The sequence below is a fragment of the Sphingorhabdus sp. EL138 genome, from assembly GCF_945882965.1.
Lineage (GTDB): Bacteria > Pseudomonadota > Alphaproteobacteria > Sphingomonadales > Sphingomonadaceae > Sphingorhabdus_B.
This window is the reverse complement of the sequence record NZ_CAMCWY010000021.1, coordinates 1-20197: the sequence shown is the minus strand read 5'-3', so window position 1 is coordinate 20197 and position 20197 is coordinate 1. Positions and strand designations below refer to the sequence as shown.

The window sequence follows — 20197 nt, the reverse complement described above, 5'->3', positions numbered from 1 at the left end:
ATCAACGGACCCATTTGGCAAGTTCAGCCTCTACCAGATCAGGCGCGCCTTCATTGGCGTCGGTGTTGGGGACATCGGCGGGCATGATCGCCAATGGCTCACCTTTTGGTCCCATCAAATAGGGCGTCTGGCTGTGGCTCATCAGGTAATTTTCTGGCGAGCTGCCGTCGACTCGGCTGGAATAGATTGCGAATTTCTTGGCTGCTTCGGCAATTTCTGAATCCGTGCCGGTCAGACCGATAGCGCGCGGATGAAAGGCGCCAACAAACTGTTTCAGCACCGCGCTCGTATCGCGTGCGGGATCAACGGTAATGAAAATCGGTTGAATCTTAGCCGCTAGCGCAGGGTATTTTTTCTCAAAAGATTTTAGGCCAGCCATGAGGTTCTGCATATCGGGCGTGCAGATATCGGGGCAATTGGTATATCCGAAATAGACGATGCGATATTTGCCGTCGAATTCCTTAAAGCTACGCTTCTTGCCATCCTGATCGGTCAGCAGAAAATCACCACCGATTGTGGCCCCTGCCAGCGGCGCTTCGTTCAGCGGTATTGGCGCAGGGCCAGAGTCGCATGCGGATAAGAGCAGAAGGGCGGATACGGCAAAAAGGGATGTTTTGTTCATAGCGAGGCCAGACATGGTCTGCTAAGGCCGAGGATACAAGGATAATGGACATAATTATGGGACAGATTCTGTTGAAAAAGACATTTTTTCTCGTTGCAGCGGCTGGACTCATCTTGCCAGTCACCAGCGGTGTCATTGCGCCTGCTGCAATGGCGCAGTTTTCGGACAGCTATAACTTCCTGAAAGCGGTGAAAGACCGCAAAGGTGAAGACGCCGAGAAGTTGTTGGCAGAACCTGGCTCAGTCATCGTCAATACGCGCGATATTACGTCTGGCGAAACCGCTTTGCATATCGTGATCCAGCGCCGCGATTCGGCGTGGCTTGGCTATTTACTGCAAAAGGGCGCCAATCCGAACTTGGCCGACAAAAAGGGCACGACCCCATTAATGCTCGCCACGCAACTTGGCTATGTGGAGGGTATAGACGTGCTTACCCGCAGAAAAGCGCAGGTCGACCAAAGCAATCGCGCAGGTGAAACGGCGCTTATTCTGGCCGTCCAACTCCGCAATATAGACGCTGTGCGGGCGCTGTTAAAGGCAGGGGCCAACCCGGATAAAACCGACAGCCGCGCCGGATATTCGGCGCGCGATTATGCCAGGCAGGATGGCCGTGCGTCGGAAATTGCTGCCATCATCGAAAGTCATGGCAAAGCAGATGCCTCAGCAAAGCCCGCTGAACTCGACTTCTCGGGCATTGAAGGGCCAAAGTAACGCGTATCGCGCGCCCGTCCGATTGAATCAGCCGGGCACGAATGTCATGGCGGCACCGTTCATGCAATAGCGTTTGCCAGTGGGCTTCGGCCCGTCATCAAAGACATGCCCAAGATGTCCGCCACATTGCGCGCAATGCACTTCTGTGCGCGGCAAACCGATTTTATAATCGGTTTTTGCGCCAACCCCGCCTGCCAATGGCGTGTAAAAGCTTGGCCAGCCAGTGCCGCTTTCAAATTTTGTCGCCGACGAGAATAATCGCTTATTGCAGCCAGCACAGACATAAGTGCCCTTGCGTTTTTCGCTGTTCAGCGCGCTGCTATAGGGACGCTCGGTGTCCTCTTGGCGCAATATGCGATATGCTGCTGGCGAAAGCCGTTTCTTCCACTCGGCATCGCTGTAGTTAACGGCAAAGCGCGTCTTGGCGGTCGCATCCCTGCCACAGCCCAAGACGAACGCAGCCGCGCCTGCGCTAAAAAAGGACAGAAGTTTGCGTTTGCTCAGTTGCATGACAGTTTCCTTTAAAAGCCTTGGCAGCATATACGCTGCTTTGGCCCCAAAAGTTGCATATCAATAACGCGACAGCTCCACATCCATCTTGCGGTAGCCATGCACAAAGCAACCGGCGACGCGTTCTGGTTCTGCAACGACGTTTGGCCGCAGGCGGCGCGCGGCCATTTCTTCAAGCAGGATGCGGATTTGCAGTTCGGCAAGCCGCGCCCCGACGCAGCGGTGGATGCCATAGCCAAATGCCAAATGCCGCCGCGCATTTTCGCGGTCAACGATCAGCTTGTCCGGATTTTCGAACACGCTTTCGTCGCGATTGGCAGACAGATACCACATGCCGATCTTGTCGCCCGCCTTGATTGGCGCTCCGAACAGGTCATGGTCCTGCGTCGCGGTGCGCCGCATATGCGCCAGCGGCGTCTGCCAGCGGATAATTTCGCTGACGGCGTTGGTGATGAAGCCGGGGTTCTTTTCCAGCTTATCTCGTTCATCCTGAAAGCTATGTAGGCCATAAGCATAGCCCGACATGGAATTGCGTGTCGTGTCGTTACCGCCTACGATGAGCAAGATGAGATTGCCCATATATTCCAACGGGGCCATGTCCTTCATCGGCGAATGGATCATCCGGCTGATCAGATCAGGCGCTTGGCCCTTGTTTTTGCGCTCGTTCCAGAGATTCTGGAAATAGGCGCCCATTTCGAACATTTTAGCGAGCCGCGCTTTGCGGGTTTCTTCGGTGCGGAACAATTCGACGTCACCGGCCCAATCGGACCATTCGGTCAGTTTGCGGCGGTCTTCCCACGGGAAATCAAACAGCAAGGCAAGCATTTGCGTCGTCAGTTCAATAGAAACCAAATCAACCCAGTCGAATGTTTGGCCAACGGGTAGCGAATCCAGTAACTCTGCCGTGCGGCGGCGGATGTCGCCGGACATGCGGTCCATTTCGCCCGGCGTAAATGCCGGCGCGATGACGCGGCGTTCCTCGGTATGCTTGGGCCGGTCCATCGCGATGAACATTGGCATGATGACTCTTTCATCTTCCGGAATAGGTTCGGCAAGCGCGTTGTCGTCGATCAGCGTGATGCCGCCATGTTCGAATGAAGACGAGTACATATCTGGCAATGCCTCAACATGCTGGATTGCTTTCAGCGTGGTGACATTCCAATAGGTACCGAAATCGGAGCCTTCGATTTTGTTAATCGGGGCCTTTTCTCGCATTTCCTTGAATATAGGATGCCAACGATCCTCAAGGTAAATATCAGCTTTGGTTACATCCCAGCGGTGCGGTGCCTGATTAACTTCATAGGGCAGCGAATCGCTCTCAAATATCGGGGCAGTGGCCATTTTTCTCGACTCCTCTCGGCGGGGAAAGTGCCACTACTTACAAAAATGTCAATCCAGTTTCGAACCGCAACTCAATTGGTGTGGCGGGACGTTATCGAGGAATTTTGATCAGCCCCCAAAAGCTTACGCTTGCTGCCATCCTTGACGCGGCCAGCGTTTCCGGACTTCATGACGTTTTTCTTGAACAGATATACGCCAAGGCGCAGCAGCAGCACCGCGAACAGCAGTTGGCCGATAATCGCTACGCCATGATGCCATAACATCGGCTCAAGTGCCGCGCGCCCGATCATCGCAAAGGGCGAACTGAACGGAAAGACGGCCGCAAATATTTCCATGGGCTCGCCAGTCTTGGTCAGCGCGTAAGACGCGAAGAAGAAATTGATCAACTGCACCATGGTGACGGGCATGGAAATAGTCTGCACCTCACGCACCGTTGCCGCCATCGCACCGATGCCTAGAAACAATGCGCCCAGCATCAGATAGGCCATGACGAAATAGGCAAAGCACAGGCCAATAAATATCGGCCAACCCACCGCTGGTGTCGGGTAGCTGGGGAGATTCGGGCTAACCGCCATGAAGCCGATGATGCCAATGGTGGTCCAAACGGCTATGCCTAGCAACGCCATAGCGAGCATCGCAAAAAGCTTTCCCAGAAAAACTGACTCCATCGGTACCGATGCTGCTAAAATCTCGATGATCTTGTTCGATTTTTCTTCGACCAGATTAGACAGCACCATGCCCGCCAGCAACATGGTTAGGAAAAGCACCAATACTTGGCCACCTTGCGCCGTGATTGTGCGCAGTTGCTTGTCGTTATTGGCGGTTTCAACAACAATGTCCGATGTGGCGGTGGGCAATATCAAACTACCCCCGCTTTGGGCGTAACCTGCAAGTAACTCAATGTCGGGGCGTTCGCGTCGTATGCTGTTTGCGGTTCCAGTTACGATGGGTTTTTCCAGCGTCCCTGTCACCACAACGGTGAAACTGTCACTTTTTTTCTGGAGATAGGCTTGGGGGCTCACTTGCCCGACTTCGGCGTCGCCGACGACTTTCATTTCCGAAAAATAGCGATCACCCAATGTTTTCGAGAGCGCACTTCGAGCCATGAGTATCTTATCAGCATCGGCCTGAGAGAGAGCAATGCCGACAACGGGCCGCGCGACTTGCTTGGCGATCTGCCCACCCAAATTGCCCGCCGCAAAGCCGACCAACACTGGTAATAAGGGACCCAGGAGAAAGAAGATGAACGCTTTGGAATAGACAATCGCGATAAAATCGCGGCGGGCAATGACGAAGGCGGCGCGGAAAATCTCCCTCATTTTGGGTCTCCCATGGCGGCGTCATCCATTTCGGCGGCCACATCTTCGCCTGCAATCGCGACGAAGGCATCGTGCAGGCCGGGCCGTTCAATGGATAGCGACCGGATACCTGCTTTGCCTTCGACCAAGGCGGTTAGTAATGGCTCCACGCCTGTTTTGGGCAAGGTGAAGTGCCAATGATGCCCATCGGCCTTTGTCTGCGCAGGCAAAGCCGAGCGCCACGGGCCATCGAGTGTTTCGGTTTCCAAATGCACTTGCGGACGTAAACGGTCGCGGGCCTCCGATACCAGCCCGTCAAAGCTGATCTTGCCCTTAGCAATGATCGCGATGCGTTCGCACAGGCGTTCGGCATGAGCGATGACATGGGTGGAGAAAATAACGGTAACGCCTTTGGCAGCCTGCGCGCGGATCATCTTTTCGAGCTTTGCTTGATTGAGCGCATCAAGCCCGGAAAAAGGTTCATCAAGAACAATCAGCTTCGGGTCATGGACGATGGTGCCCATCAACTGCACCGTCTGCGCCATACCTTTGGACAGCTGCCGGATTTGCCGGTCAGCGGCGTAACCAAGGCCAGCTTCTTCGAGCAAGGCACGGCCTTTTCTCGCGCCTTCCCGCAGCGAAAGGCCGCGCAGCGCTCCCATGAAAGCAATAGTGTCAACGGCGCGCATCGATTGGTAAAGCCCACGTTCTTCGGGCAAATAGCCTACGTTACGCGACTGCGATATCGGGCGGTCAGCGCCAAGCAAGGTCCGCGTCCCAGCGTCGGGATCAATGATCCCAAGCAAGGTCCGCAGCATGGTTGTTTTGCCCGCGCCATTTGGACCCAGAATGCCAAAAATGCTCCCTTCGGGAATATTCAAGTCCACACCATCAACTGCGCGAAAGCCGTCGAATTGCTTTAATAGTCCCTTTGCCTCTATTGCATACATTCTGAGTGCCCCGGAGTGTGTGAGGGTGTTGAATAGGGTCAGCGCGTGAAGAGAGACAATAGAAATTTAGTTAACGCCTTGCAAGATCGTGCGAAAGGCGAAGGCTTTGTTGCCTTTGGCATCGCGCCTGGCCGTCTTGCGCCGGCGGCAGGCGAACGACTTCGACAATGGCTGCGCGAAGGCTTGCATGGCGACATGCTCTGGATGGAAAGCCGCGCCGATGAACGCGCCAATCCGGACATCTTATGGCCCGAGGTCAAATCCGTTATCATGCTGGGGATGAGCTATGCCCCGCCGCATGATCCCATGGTCCTTGCCGACCAAGACACGCGCGCACGCATTTCGGTCTATGCACAAGGGCGCGATTATCATGATGTCGTGAAGGGCGCGCTCAAGCGGCTGGCGGGATGGCTGGCGCATGAAGCAGATGCAGGCGTCAAAGTCTTTGTCGATACCGCGCCAGTGATGGAGAAAGCCCTAGCGCAATCCGCCGGGCTTGGCTGGCAGGGTAAGCATAGCAATGTTGTGAGCCGAGAACATGGCAGTTGGTTGTTTTTGGGCGCGATTTATACCACCGCTGAGCTTGAGCCCGCTTTGCCCGCCGAAGACAGTTGTGGATCATGCCGCGCGTGCCTAGACATTTGTCCGACCAATGCCTTTCCCGCGCCCTACCGCCTCGATGCCCGCCGCTGCATCTCGTATTTGACGATCGAGCATAAGGGACCAATTGACTTGGAACTTCGGCCATTAATAGGCAATCATATCTATGGCTGCGATGACTGTCTTGCCGTGTGTCCGTGGAACAAATTTGCCGAAACGGCAACTGCGCATAAGGCGTTTTCACCCCGCGCGGAACTGGTTGCGCCGCAGATTGCGGATTTATTGACATTGGATGATGCCGCATTTCGGCAACTCTTTTCCGGATCGCCCATCAAACGGATCGGACGTGACCGGTTTGTACGCAATGTCTTGATCGCGGCTGGCAATGGCACGGATGCTGGGCTTATTTCGCAGATTGAGATTTTGCTGGCCGATCCTGCACCTGTGGTTCGCGGCGCGGCGATCTGGGCGTTGGGGCGGCTGTCACCTGAGGCATTTGCGCAAAGGCGTATGGAATATTTGCCCACCGAGCGAGATCTGTCGGTCCGTGCCGAGTGGGATGCCACAACCTAGCGGCGTTGCAGGGCCGCAATGCAAGCGGCGCGGTCTACGGCGGCTCCGTCGCTTCTGCGGGCATCTACATAAGTGACGACTTCGCGTGCACCTTTACGTTCGGGATAGAGAAACGCATCAAGGATGCAGGGCTTGCCGACGAACTGCAGCTTGCGACCATAAACTTCGACAACGTCCAGCCGTGGTTCGCCGAATAAGCGTTTTATGGCATTGGCGTCTTTACCAATCACCCCTTCAAGTCCGGGCGTTACAATCACGGGGCGGGGCGGGAAAGACGCCGCCGTGCGCTCAACCATTGCGGGCTGACGCGCTGGCGCACGCGCCTCAGGCGCCGAGACACAGCCTGCCAGCAACAAAGCGGTTGCGGTGAGGGGGAGTGCATGCTTCATAGCTTCGAATTTCCCGAATGGACCCAATGGACCGCCGTGGCTGTTGCCAGAATGGGCACCAGAAGGTTGATAAGCGGCACCAGCATTCCGGCAGTTCCCATTAGTCCCAGCATCAGACGGGGTAGCTTGTTAATCGCGCCCTTTGCGCCATGCCGCGCGATGAGCATGTCCTCCAAGTCCCGACCCAAAAGCAACGCGTTGATCAACAGGAACGCAATCGCTGTGCCAACGCCGGTAAACAGCAGAAGCACATAAAGCGGTAAAGCGAGGAGATTATAGCCAAGCACGCGTATTATCGACCGCATGGCCATGTGCACGCCAGCGCCCAGGCTTGGCCGTTTGCTGAATGCGGCCTGCCGTGGATAATGTCGATCCTCGACGGCATCGATGATGTCATCGGCAAAAACCCATGTTATCGCAACGGCCAAAACGCGGAACAATAAGAAGCCGGACAGGACGATAACGGCAACGGTGAGCAGGCCCGACCAAAAGCCGCCATCATTCACATTGAGCCATCCGAACACCCATAGCAGGGCGAACCAGAGGCCAATGCCCAGAATGAGGAAGCTGACAATAGTGAGAATGGTCACCTTCACCAAGACAGCAAAGATACGCCTGTCGGAAAGGCTTTGGAACGAAAGAATTAGCGCTTGGATCATCGGGCCGTTCTAAACCGCTTGCCGGAAATGTCCAATCCAACTAGGGCGCGCTTGGCTTAAACAGGAACCTTTATGACGGAGACCCGCTTCGACGTCCTTGCAATTGGCAATGCCATTGTGGATATCATCGCCGATACCGATGATGCTTTCATCGCAAGCGAAGGCCTCACAAAGGGCAGCATGCAGCTTATCGACGAAGAACGCGCACAGGCACTTTACGGGCATATGGGACCTGCCCGGGAGATTAGCGGTGGTTCGGCGGCGAACACCTTGGCTGGCTTGGCATGGCTTGGCCACAAGACGGCCTTTATCGGGCAAGTTGCAACCGATCAGCTTGGTCAAGTTTTCGCGCATGACATTCGCGCAGGCGGCATTCATTTCGACATTCCTGCCCGCGACGGTGCGCCATCGACCGCACGTTGCTACATATTGGTCACGCCCGATGCGCAGCGCACAATGAACACCTTTTTGGGTGCGTCCCAATATCTGCCTGCATCGGTCATCGACACATCGCTGATTGAAAGCGCGGCGATCTTGTATCTTGAAGGCTATTTGTGGGACCCTGAAGAACCACGTGCTGCCATGCGCACCGCCATTGACGTTGCGCGCGCGGCTGGCCGCAAGGTGGCTTTGACCTTGTCAGATGCATTTGTGATTTCGCGCCATGGTACTGATTTCTTGGCCGAAATGGACGCCGGTCGTATTGACATTTTATTCTCCAACGAAGTTGAAATCTGCGCGCTGAACAACAGCGATGATTTCGAAGCTTCGGTTGCCGCCATCGCCGCGAAGGTTCCATTGCTCGTCTGCACGCGCGGCAAACATGGCGCGATTGCCGTCGAAAATGGTGTCCGCACGGAAGTCGGTGCTGAACCCGTGGCGCAATTGGTCGATACCACAGGTGCAGGCGACCTGTTCGCGTCCGGTGTGTTTGCTGGCCTTGCGCAGGGGCGCCCAATGGCGGATTGCCTGACCATGGGTGCGGTGTGCGCAGCGGAAATCATCTCGCATTATGGCGCGCGGCCAGAAGCAGACATTGCGGATTTGGTTGCCAAACGGTTAAGTTAATGGCGTTTCTTGCGGAATAGTAGCCGGTCTTCGGGGCCAAAGCCCCAGCGCCAGATGATCCAGCCATAAAGACCGAGAATTGCGGGAATTCCGATTGTGAGTTCGACCCATTCAAATCGGTCGGGCACGCTGACGATAATGAATCCAAGCAGCGCAGCAGCAGCGACGGCAATCAGCAGCGTCCAGCGCCAGAAACGAATCGTCCGCCCAAGCAAATGCGACAGAAACCGGGATTTGATAAGCGACCCGATCCCAAGCGAGATTGTCAGGCCGCACGCCACCGCTGCCGCCTGATATAGGCCGACATGTTCAGGCGTAATGGGTAAGTCGTCGACGAGTATGATCAGGCCAACACTCACCAATGCCTGAACCATCAGCATGCCGAGCGAGATCAAAAAATTTCGGTAGCGTGCCATGTATACTAAGGCGGATTCGCTCACGACGGCGGGGGCGGCAGTGACCTCTGCTGCGAGCAAAAAGGCAAGCGCTATAACGCCGCCCACAAATTGAGGGCCCACCAGCCCCATCACGGCCTCGCCCGGGATACCAAGCGCCAATGCAATCCCCGCCTGCGCCGCTATGATCCAGAAGCCGACTTGGCCTACTTGCTTGGCGATTTCCGCATAGTTTTGCGTCTGCAAATTGCGGGTAATGACTGGCCCCAAAATTGGGTCGAAACTGGTTTTCAACTTCTGCGGCAAGCTCGCGACTTGTTGCGCGACATAATAAATTCCGACCACGGCTGGCGAGGCGAACAACCCCAATATGGCAAGGTCAAGCCGTCGGCTGCCCCATTCAGCTGCATCTGCAGCGGCGAGCGGCAGGTTGCGCCGCGCAATGCCAAGCGAGCGCGTCGGGCTTGGCCGCCAGCCGCGCGGAAGGCCATAGCTGCGCCATAAGGGCCACAGCGCAAAGACCAATGCCGCCGCCAAAGAGGCGACATAAGCCAGGATCAGGCCATCGCGGGCGGAATAAAAATATAATACACCCGCAGCGATGCTGATCGTCCAAGGCTCGACCACTGCGCGTGCGCGTACGGTGGACAGGATGTCAAATTTATAGGCAAGCGCGGACAGCGCCACATCCGTTGCCACAATCGCAAAAATCGCCAGTGGCAAGAATCGATCAAACCCGTTGGTGCTGCTATTGGGAAACATGAATTGCGGGAACGCGATCAAAAATGCAGCGCCCAGCGCCGAAGCGACCATCGCGGCAAGCAAGCAATCTGCGATGATATGGGCGTGCGGCCGATCATCCTTGGACAGCAGTTCTGCAAGACCCCGGCGCAGGCCAAGCGACCCAAGCTGGGCTGCAAATTCAACGATCAAAATAGCATAAGCAAAGCGGCCAAGTGCCTCGGGACCATAAAGCCGGCCCGCGATGAACAAGAATGGGATTCGCGCCGCCAGCCGCAGCACGAATCCAAAGACATTTGTGCGACCGCCCTTGGCGAGCGCTTGAATGTCTTCTTCGTCGGTTCTCGCTGTGCTCAAATGCAGTCCTTTGTGCGTGAAATAGCGCATTCAGGCCGAAGTTACCAGCTTTCGGACTTGAGTGGACGGGCCAATAACGCGGTCATCACAGCCTCCACGGTGGCCGTGCCAGCGAGTAACGCGCAAACGGCTGAAACGATGGGCATTTCGACAGACAGAGACGTGGCCGACTTCAAAAGCACTGGTGCAGTAAAGGCACCCTCGGCCACAGTCTTGCGGTCGGCGAGCAGATTTTCCCCAGGTCGTCCTTGCCCAAGACCACGGCCTAAGGAGAAGTTTCGCGAGTTTTCCGAACTGCACGTCAGTACCAGATCACCGAGCCCTGACAGCCCCGCAAGCGTTTCGGCTTTTGCACCGCGCGCAAGGCCGTAACGCTGCATTTCGGCAAAGCCGCGCGCGATTAACGCGGCGCGCGCATTCAGGCCAAGGCCAGCGCCGTCGACAACGCCACAGGCAATGGCGAGCACATTTTTAACAGCGCCGCCAATTTCCGCGCCAACGACATCATCGGACCAATAGGGACGGAAAGAAGGGGTGGCGATACTGCGCATCAGCGCCGAACCAAGCGCTGGGCTTGCGGTCGCAAGCGTCACGGCGGTTGGCTTTCCAGCCGCGACCTCATGCGCAAATGTAGGGCCGGAAAGCACCGCCAAAGGATTGTGCGGCCGCACGTGCGCCGCGACGTCGGACACCAGCATTTGCGTGTCAGCCTCAATCCCCTTGGCACACAGGATCAGCGGCGCTTGGGTGTCGGGAAGTGCGGATAAGGTCGCGCGCACATGCTGCGCTGGGGTAACAATCAGAAGTGCCTCGCATGCACCCATGCGTGCGAGATCGGCGGTAGCTTCAATCTTTGGCGACAGCGGCATTCCGGGCAGAAACAGGGTGTTTTCATGGTGGGCGTTGACGCTGCGCACGACATCTTCTTCGCGGGCCCATAGCAAGACTCTATCATGGATTTGCGCCATGACTGCCGCAAGCGCAGTGCCCCATGCGCCGCCACCGATGATGCCGACGGGATATCTGCCCGCGCTCATGCTTTGACGCCTGCGCCGCGCGCGGGTGCGGCATGGGGGTCAAGCGGCCAACGGGGCCGCGCGACAAAGTCCAGCCCGTCTGTGAGACCCATGGCAAAGCGCTCTGCTCCGGCCCAAGCGATCATGACGCCATTGTCGGTGCACAACCATAAGGGCGGGGCGACAAAGCGCATCCCACGTTGCGCAGCGAGCTTTTCGAGCATCTCACGGATTGGCACATTGGCCGCAACACCGCCAGCCACCACCAAGGCAGCAGGCGCATCTATGCGATCTAACGTATAGGTTATACGGTCATAAAGGCAGTCGATGACCGCCAATTGGAACGATGCGGCGATATCCTGTATCCTATACTGGCCCGACTCGTGCGCGCGCAGGACGGCGCTTTTGAGGCCTGCAAAGGAGAAATGCGGCTCATCTGCCCCTTTTAACGGCCGTGGCAAGGGCACATTGTTGGCGTTGCCGATGGCGGCGGCTTGCTCGACCGCAGGCCCGCCGGGAAAGCCTAGACCCAAGATTTTTGCAGTCTTGTCAAACGCCTCGCCGACTGCATCATCAATGGTGGTCGCAAGACGGTTATAATCGCCAACGCCGTTGACGCGCAGCAACTGGCAATGGCCGCCCGACACAAGCAACAGCAAATAGGGAAATTCCAGATCCGCATCGATAAGTCGCGGCGACAAGGCATGGCCTTCAAGATGGTTGACGGCAATCAGCGGCTTGCCTGACGCCATGGCAAGCGCCTTTGCCGTTACTAGTCCGACCATCACGCCGCCAATAAGGCCAGGGCCAGCGGTCGCGGCAATGGCATCAACGTCGTTAAGGGTAAGTCCGGCATCGGCCAACGCCGTTTTGACCAAGGGCGTCATCAACTCGACATGCGCGCGGGCCGCAATTTCTGGAACGACGCCACCAAAGGCGCGGTGATGATCCTCTTGCCCGGCCAAGGCATGGCTTAAGATTGCCCGGTCGGACCGCACGATTGCCGCTGCGGTTTCGTCGCAGCTTGATTCAAGACCGAGAATGATTGCCATTGTGCTTTCCCATAGGTGGACGCGTCGCTATGAACAAGCCGCATGACATGTTCAATATTCACAGCCGAGCGTCCTTTGCGCATCGGAACCCGCCGTTCTCCGCTGGCTTTGGCCCAAGCCGAGATGACCATGGCGGCTATGAAAGCGGTGCACAATCTGCCCGATGACGCGGTCACGCTTGTTCCGATGCTGGCGACCGGCGACAAGATTCAGGACAGGCCACTGGCCGATATTGGCGGTAAAGCGCTTTGGACCAAGGAACTGGAACGCGCGTTGATTGATGATAAGATTGATATCGCCGTCCATTCGATGAAAGACGTCGAAACATGGCGCGCCGACATTTTTGTCATTTCTGCGATGCTGCCGCGCGCCGACGTTCATGACCGGTTGATTGGGGCTGCGTCGCTTGGTGATTTAAAACAAGGCGCGCGTGTCGGCACGTCGAGCCCCAGGCGCGCGGCGCAACTGCAACGGGTGCGGCCTGATTTGCAGATTGTGCCACTGCGGGGCAATGTCGCGACCCGGCTTGCGCATATCGACGCAGGGGACGCCGATGCCACCCTGCTTGCCGCCGCAGGGCTTGACCGTTTGGGTATGGCCGGGGTGGGCGCTGAACTATCGCTCGATGCGTTTTTGCCCGCCGCGTCGCAAGGCGCCGTCGGCATTGACCGATTGGCCAGCCGCGCCGACCTATTCCCCTTGTTAGAGGCTATCAACGACACAGATACATCTGTGGCCGTCAATGCCGAGCGCACGTTTCTGGCGGCTGTTGGAGGCAATTGCCATTCCCCGGTTGCGGCACTGGCGCGGGTTGAAGGGGCGCAGATCCGACTACGCGCCGACATTTTCACCGCAAACGGAAGCGAACTGCAATCGGGCGAATGTCTGTACGCTATCGGTGGCGATGGCCCGGCGCTGCTTGCGCAGGAATTATTGGGCAAAGCGAGCCTTAAGTTGCGCGGTATTTTCGCATCGTGAAACTGTTGATTATCCGACCGCAACCTGGGGCGGATGCGACTGCGCATCGCCTGCGCGCGGCGGGGCATGCACCCATTCTCATGCCGTTGTTTGCTATCGAGCATCTGCCCGCGCAGCGCGTCTCAGCAGATGGTTATGACGCGATACTGCTGACCAGCGGCAACGCCGCGCGCGCGGCGGTAGAGTTTCTGAGCCAGGACCATGCCAAGCCAATTTATGCCGTTGGCAGTGCCACCGCCAGCGCACTGCAAATATTGTCATTGCCCGTTGCTCAAACAGGGTCTGAAGGCGTTGACGCGCTGGTGCGGCGTGCAGTCGCCGACGGCCATCAACGGTTGTTATGGCTGGCAGGTGAAGATCATAGCCCCATTGCGCCTATCGATGGTGTCCGTATCGACATTGAAATCGTTTACCGAAGCGCCGCCGTCAGCGTGCCGGACGACTTTGTGCGTCACGTCACCGAAAGCGATGTCGTGATTCTGCATTCGTCGCGCGCTGCCCAGCATTTTGCAGAGCTGTGTGCTAGCATAAGCTTGCCGCGCGCCGCCGTCACGCTCGCGACATTTTCGAACGCGATTGCCAAGGCGGCTGGGGAGAACTGGGGGGGAATGATTATAGCGCAAGCGCCCAATGATGCGGCATTGTTGAAAGCGATCCAAGGACAGTTTACGCTCCCTTATTGCCAAGACGAGCGCGGCGCGGCTATTGAAGGACCGATATGAGCAATTATCCAACGGCACAGTCCGCTTCGGCTGGCGGGATGAAATTCAAGCATTTCATGCTTTTGCTTCTGGTCGCCTTTACCGGCGGCGGGGCGGCGACATGGTGGCTGGCTGATAGCTTTGGTATTCTCGCGCCGTCAGCTCAAGAAACAGCGGAAGCAGAAAACGCCGCTGCGCTTTTGCCGTCGGCTGGCACAACGGCGCAGGTCGCGGGGCAAGTGGTTCCGGTTTATGTAACGGACCCCGCGATATCGGGTGACGCGGTGCGTAGTGAAGGGCTGCTGCTGACATTTGCCGTGCGCCGGACGCTCGATAATGGCGCATCCTTGGGATATCTGGCTGAACAGCTACGGCTTCGCTTTGGCGCAACGCAGCCGCAGGCGGTTGCAACCATTATTTCTGCAGCGCAGGCGCCCGTCACCATCGATAAACTACAGACAGAGCTTAGCGAACTCGCGCCTATATTGGTCTCCGGTCATCGCGATAATGGCGCTTGGGAAACCGTAAAAGATGAGCTGTCGCAGCTTTTCGTGTTGCGCCGGGATGACGGGCCGACGCGCACCCCCGAACAGCGCCTGATCCGCGCCCAAGCCTTTGTTGAGGCGGGCAATATGTCAGCCGCGATGTTGGACGTCGCCGCGATGCCGGGCGCCCCTGCGGCCCAGTCGTGGATGATCCGCGCAAAACGTTATGCCGATGCCCGTAAGGCGCTTGATCGTTTGGAACAAATGGCCTTGATCCGCCCTGTGGTCTTGCCAGTAACTATGCCATCACCTGCTCAAGCGCCTGCCGCCGGGGCTTCCGCAACGCCGTGAGGCGAATCCGTTCGGCCTTTGCGCCTGCGGTCCATGTCGGGGTTAAGGAATCAACTGAACCACCACGCGGCGTGGCTTGCCTTTCGAATCGGGCGCGAGTTCCATGATCACCAGGTCAGAAGATTCAATCGCCACCCACTCATCCGCTTCGGTCGCAGCGACCATTTCCGACGGCGCGGGGTAGATTTTGGCCTCCTGCGCCAAAAGCGGGAAGGCTGCGCACAAAGCCGCGCAAGCGACCAAAGTCAGCTATCTTTTCATCTGATGCATTATGGCAAATCACTGTGCCTTGCGAAAGCGCAAAGGAGCGGCTAGGGGCGTGCGTCCCTAAGGGGAATGCGGAGACGTGGCCGAGTGGTCGAAGGCGCACGCCTGGAAAGTGTGTATAGGGGTGACTCTATCGTGGGTTCGAATCCCACCGTCTCCGCCAGTTACTTTCGTTAAGTATATAAATTTTATGAGTATTAATTGAAATACATGTCATCGGGCCCACATTTAGCCCCACTTTTAAGTGGTATTGGGGTAAGCTGGGGTTTCGGACCTCGATCTCTAATCTAAACCAATATTTGTTCCCGTTTTTTTGGGGGGGCATGGACTTTGGAATTAACCCCCCGCCCGGTGTGTAAGACTATCTCTCACTGCAAGCCATAATTTACCAAGATGTAAAGTTTACTGTGCACCTATGCATCCGGAAACATTGGGCAAGATCGAAAGCTGGTAACACACACTCAAGAACCACATGCTTCTGGAAAACGACATCCTGGCCAGCGATCTCGAACGGGAGATCGATGCGTTCCTCTAGCATTGCGCCCATCAGCGCAATCATGAGAGCCTAAACAACATCACAACCGCCCGCCTATGTCGCGAGATGCTCCAAACCGTAACGACGGAGCCATGGCATCAATGTTTCAATGGAGCTAACGGGATATAGAGAATTTTGAGCAAAATCCGCAACACGCCCTAGCTCATTGCGCAGAGAATCGCAGTCGAAAAGAATGCATCGAAATTACCAAACCTATTCCATCAATCGACAATCACCTATGAATATAAATTCTGATGGAAATATTTTCATCGGCTTTAAAAGATCGTCTGCGATTGTGTCTATCTGCACATATTTTTAAAAATATCAATCATTCTCAATCCACATAATGATTTAGGTATGCCACCATTGTAACATTTCGCGAACCATTTATTTTAGACCATACGCCGTACCACCTACCATTAGTACTTTTTTGTATAATAATATTTTTTCCAGCAGGTGATCCTATGCAACCAACAGAAATAGGATTTATTTTTTCCTCTTGGATAATTATTTTTTGACTTTGGATATAAAATAACTTCAACCGCGCCTTGCAACTCGCGGAAAACCCATCTCGATTAGTATAAGAGCTTTCCCCTACGATTTGATCTAACTGACTTCCGGCGGTGATATTTATTATGATTTCCCATGCCATGCCTTCGTCTTGGCCAAGGCCACGCCAACTTCCTACAAAGTTGTAGGGTTGATCAACGATAACCTTCTCGTTTTTTTCGCTGTAATTATCTGCATCTGACTTTGAGTTTGGGAAAGATTCTCCCGTATTTTTAACTATATTTTCATAATCTCCGGAATTTTTATCGATTATACTCTCATTTATTGAAAATTTTTCTGTAGAGGGAGCGCGATTAAATGTGAAAGAACCTGTAAAATTCTCATCAAGATTCACTTTTATATTTGGATAATTAAAAGATGCTGAGCGATCATTCCAATAAGCGTAGCCGCCAATTATATTTATGTATTTTGACTGTATATTATATTCATTTAGCGGATAGCTAAGAGTCAACGGCGAAGAGTACTCGTTCCCATTAATTAAAATTGTCCCATTTTTTGGATTAGTTTCAAACGTTATATTGGCAAAAGTATTTTCTAAATCGGGTGCATTGGCACCTGATGCGTCAGTAGCAGGTTCTGTTGCGTCATCGGCTGCGTCTGCAGCCAAAACTTCGGGGGCTGAAGCCATCTCGTTCGCCATCAACGCAGGGAACGAACCAACAAAAAGCTCAGCACCAACCTTTCCGGCAATAGGCGCAGCAATGACACACACAACAAAAGCTACAATCAATTCCCATCGTGTTTTTTGCCGCAAGACGAAGAATCTCTGCTTCTCTGGGATCGCTTTCCCCGATAAATTTTCAGCATCCGTTTGCTTAACACGCTCAAAATCAGGTGCCATATCCCAAGGAACTTGCTTTCCATCCGATACCTTCAAAAAGGCCAAAAATTGAGGAATAGCAGCTAGAATGGGTATGCTGAACCAGTAGCCTTTGACCCAGATTTCAAAATTTCGCTGAATTGCTTCGTCAAAATAAATCGGCTGAAGTGTTTCCACTCCATCGACGGTTAGTTTCGAATGCACTTTGATTTTCAACAGCGCCTTTCCAAGACTGTTCCCAAAGACACCCACAATGATTGCATCAACAATGAACGGTAAAGGAACTATTGCCAGCAGATAGAGGGCTATCCGATCAGGTGAAGGAAATGGCGGTAATGTCCACATAAACTGGACTAACAAACCAATCAGCGGAGACGCAACTGTAGCGCCTACCAGCAAATCTAGCGATCTTGCGAACCAACGGGACCACGGCCCTGCCGGAAATGTTTCATCCGGTTCATTTGGTACACTAGCTGTCGCATTTGTGGTTTCTCCTCCACCACCGTTTCCACGGCGGCTCTCCGCCTTGGGCTTGGCACTTTTCCCACTCGACTTGCCAGCATCGCTTTTACCACCAAGCTTGTGAGCCTTTTGTGCAAGTGTTTTAGCAGTCCCGCTAGGACAGCCCATGTCTACAAGGGCTTGGTAGATAGTGATCTGGTCAGCACCGTTTTCAGCTAATTCGAATGCAAGGTCGAGCAGCACCGAGATAAACAGGTCAAAAGCATCAGCTTCGTCCATCGTGCTTTCAAAGCCAGACGATTGTTCGCGGGCAGTATCATAAGCTGCTCGTTTTTCTGAATTCGATAGCACTTCGAAGGCGTGTGCGATTTCCTTGAACCGCCGCTCTGCTTCGGCTTCATTTCCGGTGTTACGGTCAGGATGCCATTGCTTGGCCAGCTTCAGATATGCGGCACGTATTTCAGCCTGTGATGCATCAGGGCGAACCCCAAGAATTTCGTAGAGGTTCTTTTCCGACACGTTTTGACCCTAATAATCTGCGCCACCAATTGGCTAGCGGAACATATGTGTTCGTCGGAATTTTTTAGCTAGCCAAAAACAACACGTAAATATTGATACTTGTGATATTTGTTACCCATGCGGCATCACACGGTATTGTAGCATTTATCAATCATTACCGATCCAACCTTCTGACCATTTTCATCAACATACAAATAGGTGTAACTAGCACCTGATTTCACCATCACATTGGTTACAGCATTTCGGCATATCGCTGCATTGGCATCATATTTTGCCAGAACGACCATGCTATCCCAATCAACCTCTTCAGATCGACCTGCAATGACGTATGTGTATGTAATAGAGTTTTTGTCTGTCTTTGCGCTAACTACCTTTGTCAGCCTATCTACTTTCAAAGGACCGTTAGTCCGAAAATATTCCACTTCCTGCTCGTGATCATGCTTAATGCGATCTTGCGTGAATAAATGGACGGCACCTTCCTTGATAAGAACATCGTCGCTTGGATACCACATTGAGGCTGAGGGGGTGCTCAAAGCTTCATCTATGAATGCACTGGATAATCCAGCAGCTTGATACGCTTCTGTCACAGCGGGAGATTCTAACCGTGACTGAAGGTCACTAAGCCCGAGTATCTTTGGGCTGTGAAAACCCAATGACGAATTGATATCAAACTTTCTAATTTTGCCGGAGAGGAAGATAAACGTACATCCCGAGGAACATTCTCCGACAGCAACAGTGTTAAGTTTTCGTTTGGAGATAATTGCAGCAATCGCAACAGCAGCGTTAGTTCGACCACCAAACGATGATATCGATACCTGATCAATATCGGGGTGTTGATTAATCAGGGCTTGAAACCGTTCGGTGACCTTATGCGTTATAGTCCCGTCGATATGTAATGTACGAGCAGTTACCTTTAGCGTAGCTGGCGGTCCAAGTGACCTGCCCCCTTCTGGTTGGTCCAAAATCTATGTTATTTTGGACACGGAAGGAAAAGACGAATGCCATGCAAGAAACACACGCCGGAGGAGATTATCGGCAAGCTGCGTGAAGCAGAGATTGTGCTGGCGCAGGGAGGGACGACAGCGGACGCTTGCCGCCGGCTATCGATCAGCGAGCAGACCTATTACCGCTGGCGCAAGGAATATGGCGGTCTGAAGACCGATCAGGCGCGGCGGATGAAAGAGCTTGAGAAAGAGAATGCGCGGCTGCGCCGTGCGATCTCAGATCTCACTCTCGACAAGCTGATCCTGCAAGAGGCTGCTCGGGGGAGCCGCCAGGCGTGCAGAGCACAAACTACTAAGCCCCGCGCGACGGCGGCGCTGTATTGATCACATCCGCAAGGAACTACCTGTCTCTGAACGCCGCATCTGCCGCGTTCTGGGCCAGCACCGATCGACGCAGCGTAAAGTTCCGCGCGGGGCGGATGACGAGGAATCCCTGACCGCAGACATTATCGAGTTGGCACGCCAATATGGTCGTTATGGCTATCGGCGTGTGACAGCGCTCCTGCGTGACGCAGGCTGGCATGTGAACCGCAAGCGGGTTGAGCGCATCTGGCGGCGTGAAGGGCTTAAGGTGCCGCAGAAGCAGCCAAAGCGCGGACGGCTGTGGCTGAACGATGGTTCGTGCATCCGGCTGCGCCCTGATTATCCGGGGCATGTCTGGGCTTACGACTTTGTCGAGGGTCGAACCCATGATGGTCGCAAGTTCCGGATCCTTGCAATCATTGATGAAGCGAGCCGGGAGTGTATGGCCTTGTTGGTTGCACGCCGGATCAGAAGCGCTGACGTTCTGGCTATCTTAGCTGATCTGTTCGTCATCCACGGCCCGCCAGCGCATATACGGTCTGACAATGGCCCCGAGTTCGTTGCCACCGCCGTCAAAGGCTGGTTGGCACAGATAGGGGTGCAGACGCTTTATATCACGCCTGGCAGCCCGTGGGAGAATGGCTATTGTGAATCGTTCAACGGCAGCTTGCGTGACGAGTTGCTTAATGGCGAAATCTTCTACAGCCTTGCCGAAGCCCAAATCCTGATCGAAGCATGGCGGCGGCATTACAATACTGTCAGACCACATAGCTCGCTTGGTTATCGCCCACCCGCACCACAGACCGTCCCTTGGCCAGTGCCGTCCTCCGGTTCCGCTTCGCTCCACCTACGGTCAACACTGGCCAAGGAGGCAATCATGCACTAACAATCAAACCGGACCACTCAATGGGGGGCCTGTCA

General features: G+C 54.8%; 19 protein-coding genes, 1 tRNA gene and 1 pseudogene. 8 read left to right on the top strand and 13 right to left on the bottom strand.

What is annotated here, in order from left to right; translation table 11 throughout:
* Position 1 precedes the first annotated feature (1 nt).
* The gene (locus Q0N43_RS09630; protein ID WP_295445808.1) at positions 2 to 622 is read right to left on the bottom strand and encodes an SCO family protein; all 621 of its coding nucleotides are present in this window, start codon (positions 620 to 622) and stop codon (positions 2 to 4) included.
* 56 nt (positions 623 to 678) lie between these two features.
* Here Q0N43_RS09630 and Q0N43_RS09625 point away from each other — a divergent pair, with 56 nt between their 5' ends.
* Positions 679 to 1332 carry an ankyrin repeat domain-containing protein gene (locus tag Q0N43_RS09625; RefSeq protein ID WP_295445806.1) on the top strand — a complete coding sequence of 218 codons (654 nt, stop codon included), beginning with the start codon at positions 679 to 681 and terminating at the stop codon, positions 1330 to 1332.
* A gap of 27 nt (positions 1333 to 1359) precedes the next feature.
* Here the strand turns inward: Q0N43_RS09625 and msrB are convergent, their stop codons facing one another.
* From msrB to Q0N43_RS09605, 4 genes are all read right to left on the bottom strand, one after another.
* Positions 1360 to 1842, bottom strand: coding sequence for a peptide-methionine (R)-S-oxide reductase MsrB (gene msrB / locus Q0N43_RS09620; RefSeq protein WP_295445804.1), 483 nt, complete (start codon positions 1840 to 1842; stop codon positions 1360 to 1362).
* A gap of 60 nt (positions 1843 to 1902) precedes the next feature.
* Positions 1903 to 3183 carry a cytochrome P450 gene (locus Q0N43_RS09615; RefSeq protein WP_295445802.1) on the bottom strand — a complete coding sequence of 427 codons (1281 nt, stop codon included), beginning with the start codon at positions 3181 to 3183 and terminating at the stop codon, positions 1903 to 1905.
* A 71-nt stretch (positions 3184 to 3254) separates the two neighbouring features.
* The gene (locus Q0N43_RS09610; RefSeq protein ID WP_295445800.1) at positions 3255 to 4502 is read right to left on the bottom strand and encodes an ABC transporter permease; all 1248 of its coding nucleotides are present in this window, start codon (positions 4500 to 4502) and stop codon (positions 3255 to 3257) included.
* A complete protein-coding gene (locus Q0N43_RS09605; RefSeq protein WP_295445798.1) occupies positions 4499 to 5431 on the bottom strand; it encodes an ATP-binding cassette domain-containing protein in 933 nt (310 codons plus the stop codon). Before Q0N43_RS09605 ends, Q0N43_RS09610 begins: the two co-directional genes overlap by 4 nt.
* A gap of 78 nt (positions 5432 to 5509) precedes the next feature.
* Between Q0N43_RS09605 and queG the strand changes: the two genes are divergently transcribed.
* The gene (gene queG, locus Q0N43_RS09600; RefSeq protein ID WP_295445796.1) at positions 5510 to 6604 is read left to right on the top strand and encodes a tRNA epoxyqueuosine(34) reductase QueG; all 1095 of its coding nucleotides are present in this window, start codon (positions 5510 to 5512) and stop codon (positions 6602 to 6604) included.
* Here the strand turns inward: queG and Q0N43_RS09595 are convergent.
* Positions 6601 to 6993: a hypothetical protein gene (locus Q0N43_RS09595; protein ID WP_295445794.1), complete on the bottom strand. Its 393-nt coding sequence runs from the start codon at positions 6991 to 6993 to the stop codon at positions 6601 to 6603. The genes queG and Q0N43_RS09595 overlap by 4 nt on opposite strands.
* Positions 6990 to 7652 (bottom strand): EI24 domain-containing protein, encoded by a 663-nt coding sequence (locus Q0N43_RS09590; RefSeq protein ID WP_295445792.1) that lies wholly within the window; start codon positions 7650 to 7652, stop codon positions 6990 to 6992. Before Q0N43_RS09590 ends, Q0N43_RS09595 begins: the two co-directional genes overlap by 4 nt.
* Before the next feature lie 72 nt (positions 7653 to 7724).
* Here Q0N43_RS09590 and Q0N43_RS09585 point away from each other — a divergent pair, with 72 nt between their 5' ends.
* Positions 7725 to 8720 carry an adenosine kinase gene (locus Q0N43_RS09585; protein WP_295445791.1) on the top strand — a complete coding sequence of 332 codons (996 nt, stop codon included), beginning with the start codon at positions 7725 to 7727 and terminating at the stop codon, positions 8718 to 8720.
* On the opposite strand, the gene Q0N43_RS09580 is transcribed toward Q0N43_RS09585, so the two are convergent.
* Genes Q0N43_RS09580 through tsaD form a run of 3 tightly spaced genes read right to left on the bottom strand, consistent with a single transcriptional unit; the run spans position 8717 to position 12281 of the window.
* The gene (locus tag Q0N43_RS09580) at positions 8717 to 10213 is read right to left on the bottom strand and encodes an oligosaccharide flippase family protein (RefSeq protein ID WP_295445789.1); all 1497 of its coding nucleotides are present in this window, start codon (positions 10211 to 10213) and stop codon (positions 8717 to 8719) included. The genes Q0N43_RS09585 and Q0N43_RS09580 overlap by 4 nt on opposite strands.
* Positions 10214 to 10254: 41 nt before the next feature.
* Positions 10255 to 11250 (bottom strand): NAD(P)H-dependent glycerol-3-phosphate dehydrogenase, encoded by a 996-nt coding sequence (locus Q0N43_RS09575; RefSeq protein WP_295445787.1) that lies wholly within the window; start codon positions 11248 to 11250, stop codon positions 10255 to 10257.
* Entirely contained in the window at positions 11247 to 12281 is a 1035-nt protein-coding gene (gene tsaD, locus Q0N43_RS09570) for a tRNA (adenosine(37)-N6)-threonylcarbamoyltransferase complex transferase subunit TsaD (protein WP_295445785.1), read from the bottom strand. Before tsaD ends, Q0N43_RS09575 begins: the two co-directional genes overlap by 4 nt.
* 42 nt (positions 12282 to 12323) lie before the next feature.
* On the opposite strand from tsaD, the gene hemC reads away from it, so the two are divergent.
* From hemC to Q0N43_RS09555, 3 genes are read left to right on the top strand one after another with little or no spacing between them, the layout of a single operon-like run.
* Positions 12324 to 13259 (top strand): hydroxymethylbilane synthase, encoded by a 936-nt coding sequence (gene hemC, locus Q0N43_RS09565; RefSeq protein WP_295445783.1) that lies wholly within the window; start codon positions 12324 to 12326, stop codon positions 13257 to 13259.
* Positions 13256 to 13981 carry a uroporphyrinogen-III synthase gene (locus Q0N43_RS09560; RefSeq protein ID WP_295445781.1) on the top strand — a complete coding sequence of 242 codons (726 nt, stop codon included), beginning with the start codon at positions 13256 to 13258 and terminating at the stop codon, positions 13979 to 13981. Before hemC ends, Q0N43_RS09560 begins: the two co-directional genes overlap by 4 nt.
* Entirely contained in the window at positions 13978 to 14796 is an 819-nt protein-coding gene (locus Q0N43_RS09555; protein ID WP_295445779.1) for a hypothetical protein, read from the top strand. The genes Q0N43_RS09560 and Q0N43_RS09555 overlap by 4 nt, the downstream gene beginning before the upstream one ends.
* 42 nt (positions 14797 to 14838) lie before the next feature.
* Here Q0N43_RS09555 and Q0N43_RS09550 read toward each other — a convergent pair whose 3' ends face one another.
* Positions 14839 to 15039, bottom strand: a complete 201-nt coding sequence (locus Q0N43_RS09550) for a hypothetical protein (RefSeq protein ID WP_295445777.1) — start codon at positions 15037 to 15039, stop codon at positions 14839 to 14841.
* 97 nt (positions 15040 to 15136) lie between these two features.
* Here Q0N43_RS09550 and Q0N43_RS09545 point away from each other — a divergent pair.
* A tRNA-Ser gene (locus Q0N43_RS09545) sits at positions 15137 to 15226 on the top strand.
* A 706-nt stretch (positions 15227 to 15932) separates the two neighbouring features.
* Here Q0N43_RS09545 and Q0N43_RS09540 read toward each other — a convergent pair.
* Together Q0N43_RS09540 and Q0N43_RS09535 are read right to left on the bottom strand one after the other, a co-directional pair.
* A complete protein-coding gene (locus Q0N43_RS09540; protein WP_295445775.1) occupies positions 15933 to 17969 on the bottom strand; it encodes a DnaJ domain-containing protein in 2037 nt (678 codons plus the stop codon).
* 125 nt (positions 17970 to 18094) lie between these two features.
* Positions 18095 to 18931 carry a hypothetical protein gene (locus Q0N43_RS09535; RefSeq protein ID WP_295445773.1) on the bottom strand — a complete coding sequence of 279 codons (837 nt, stop codon included), beginning with the start codon at positions 18929 to 18931 and terminating at the stop codon, positions 18095 to 18097.
* Positions 18932 to 18967: 36 nt separating this feature from the next.
* On the opposite strand from Q0N43_RS09535, the pseudogene Q0N43_RS09530 reads away from it, so the two are divergent.
* Positions 18968 to 20162, top strand: a pseudogene (locus tag Q0N43_RS09530) (IS3 family transposase).
* Positions 20163 to 20197: the final 35 nt, after the last annotated feature.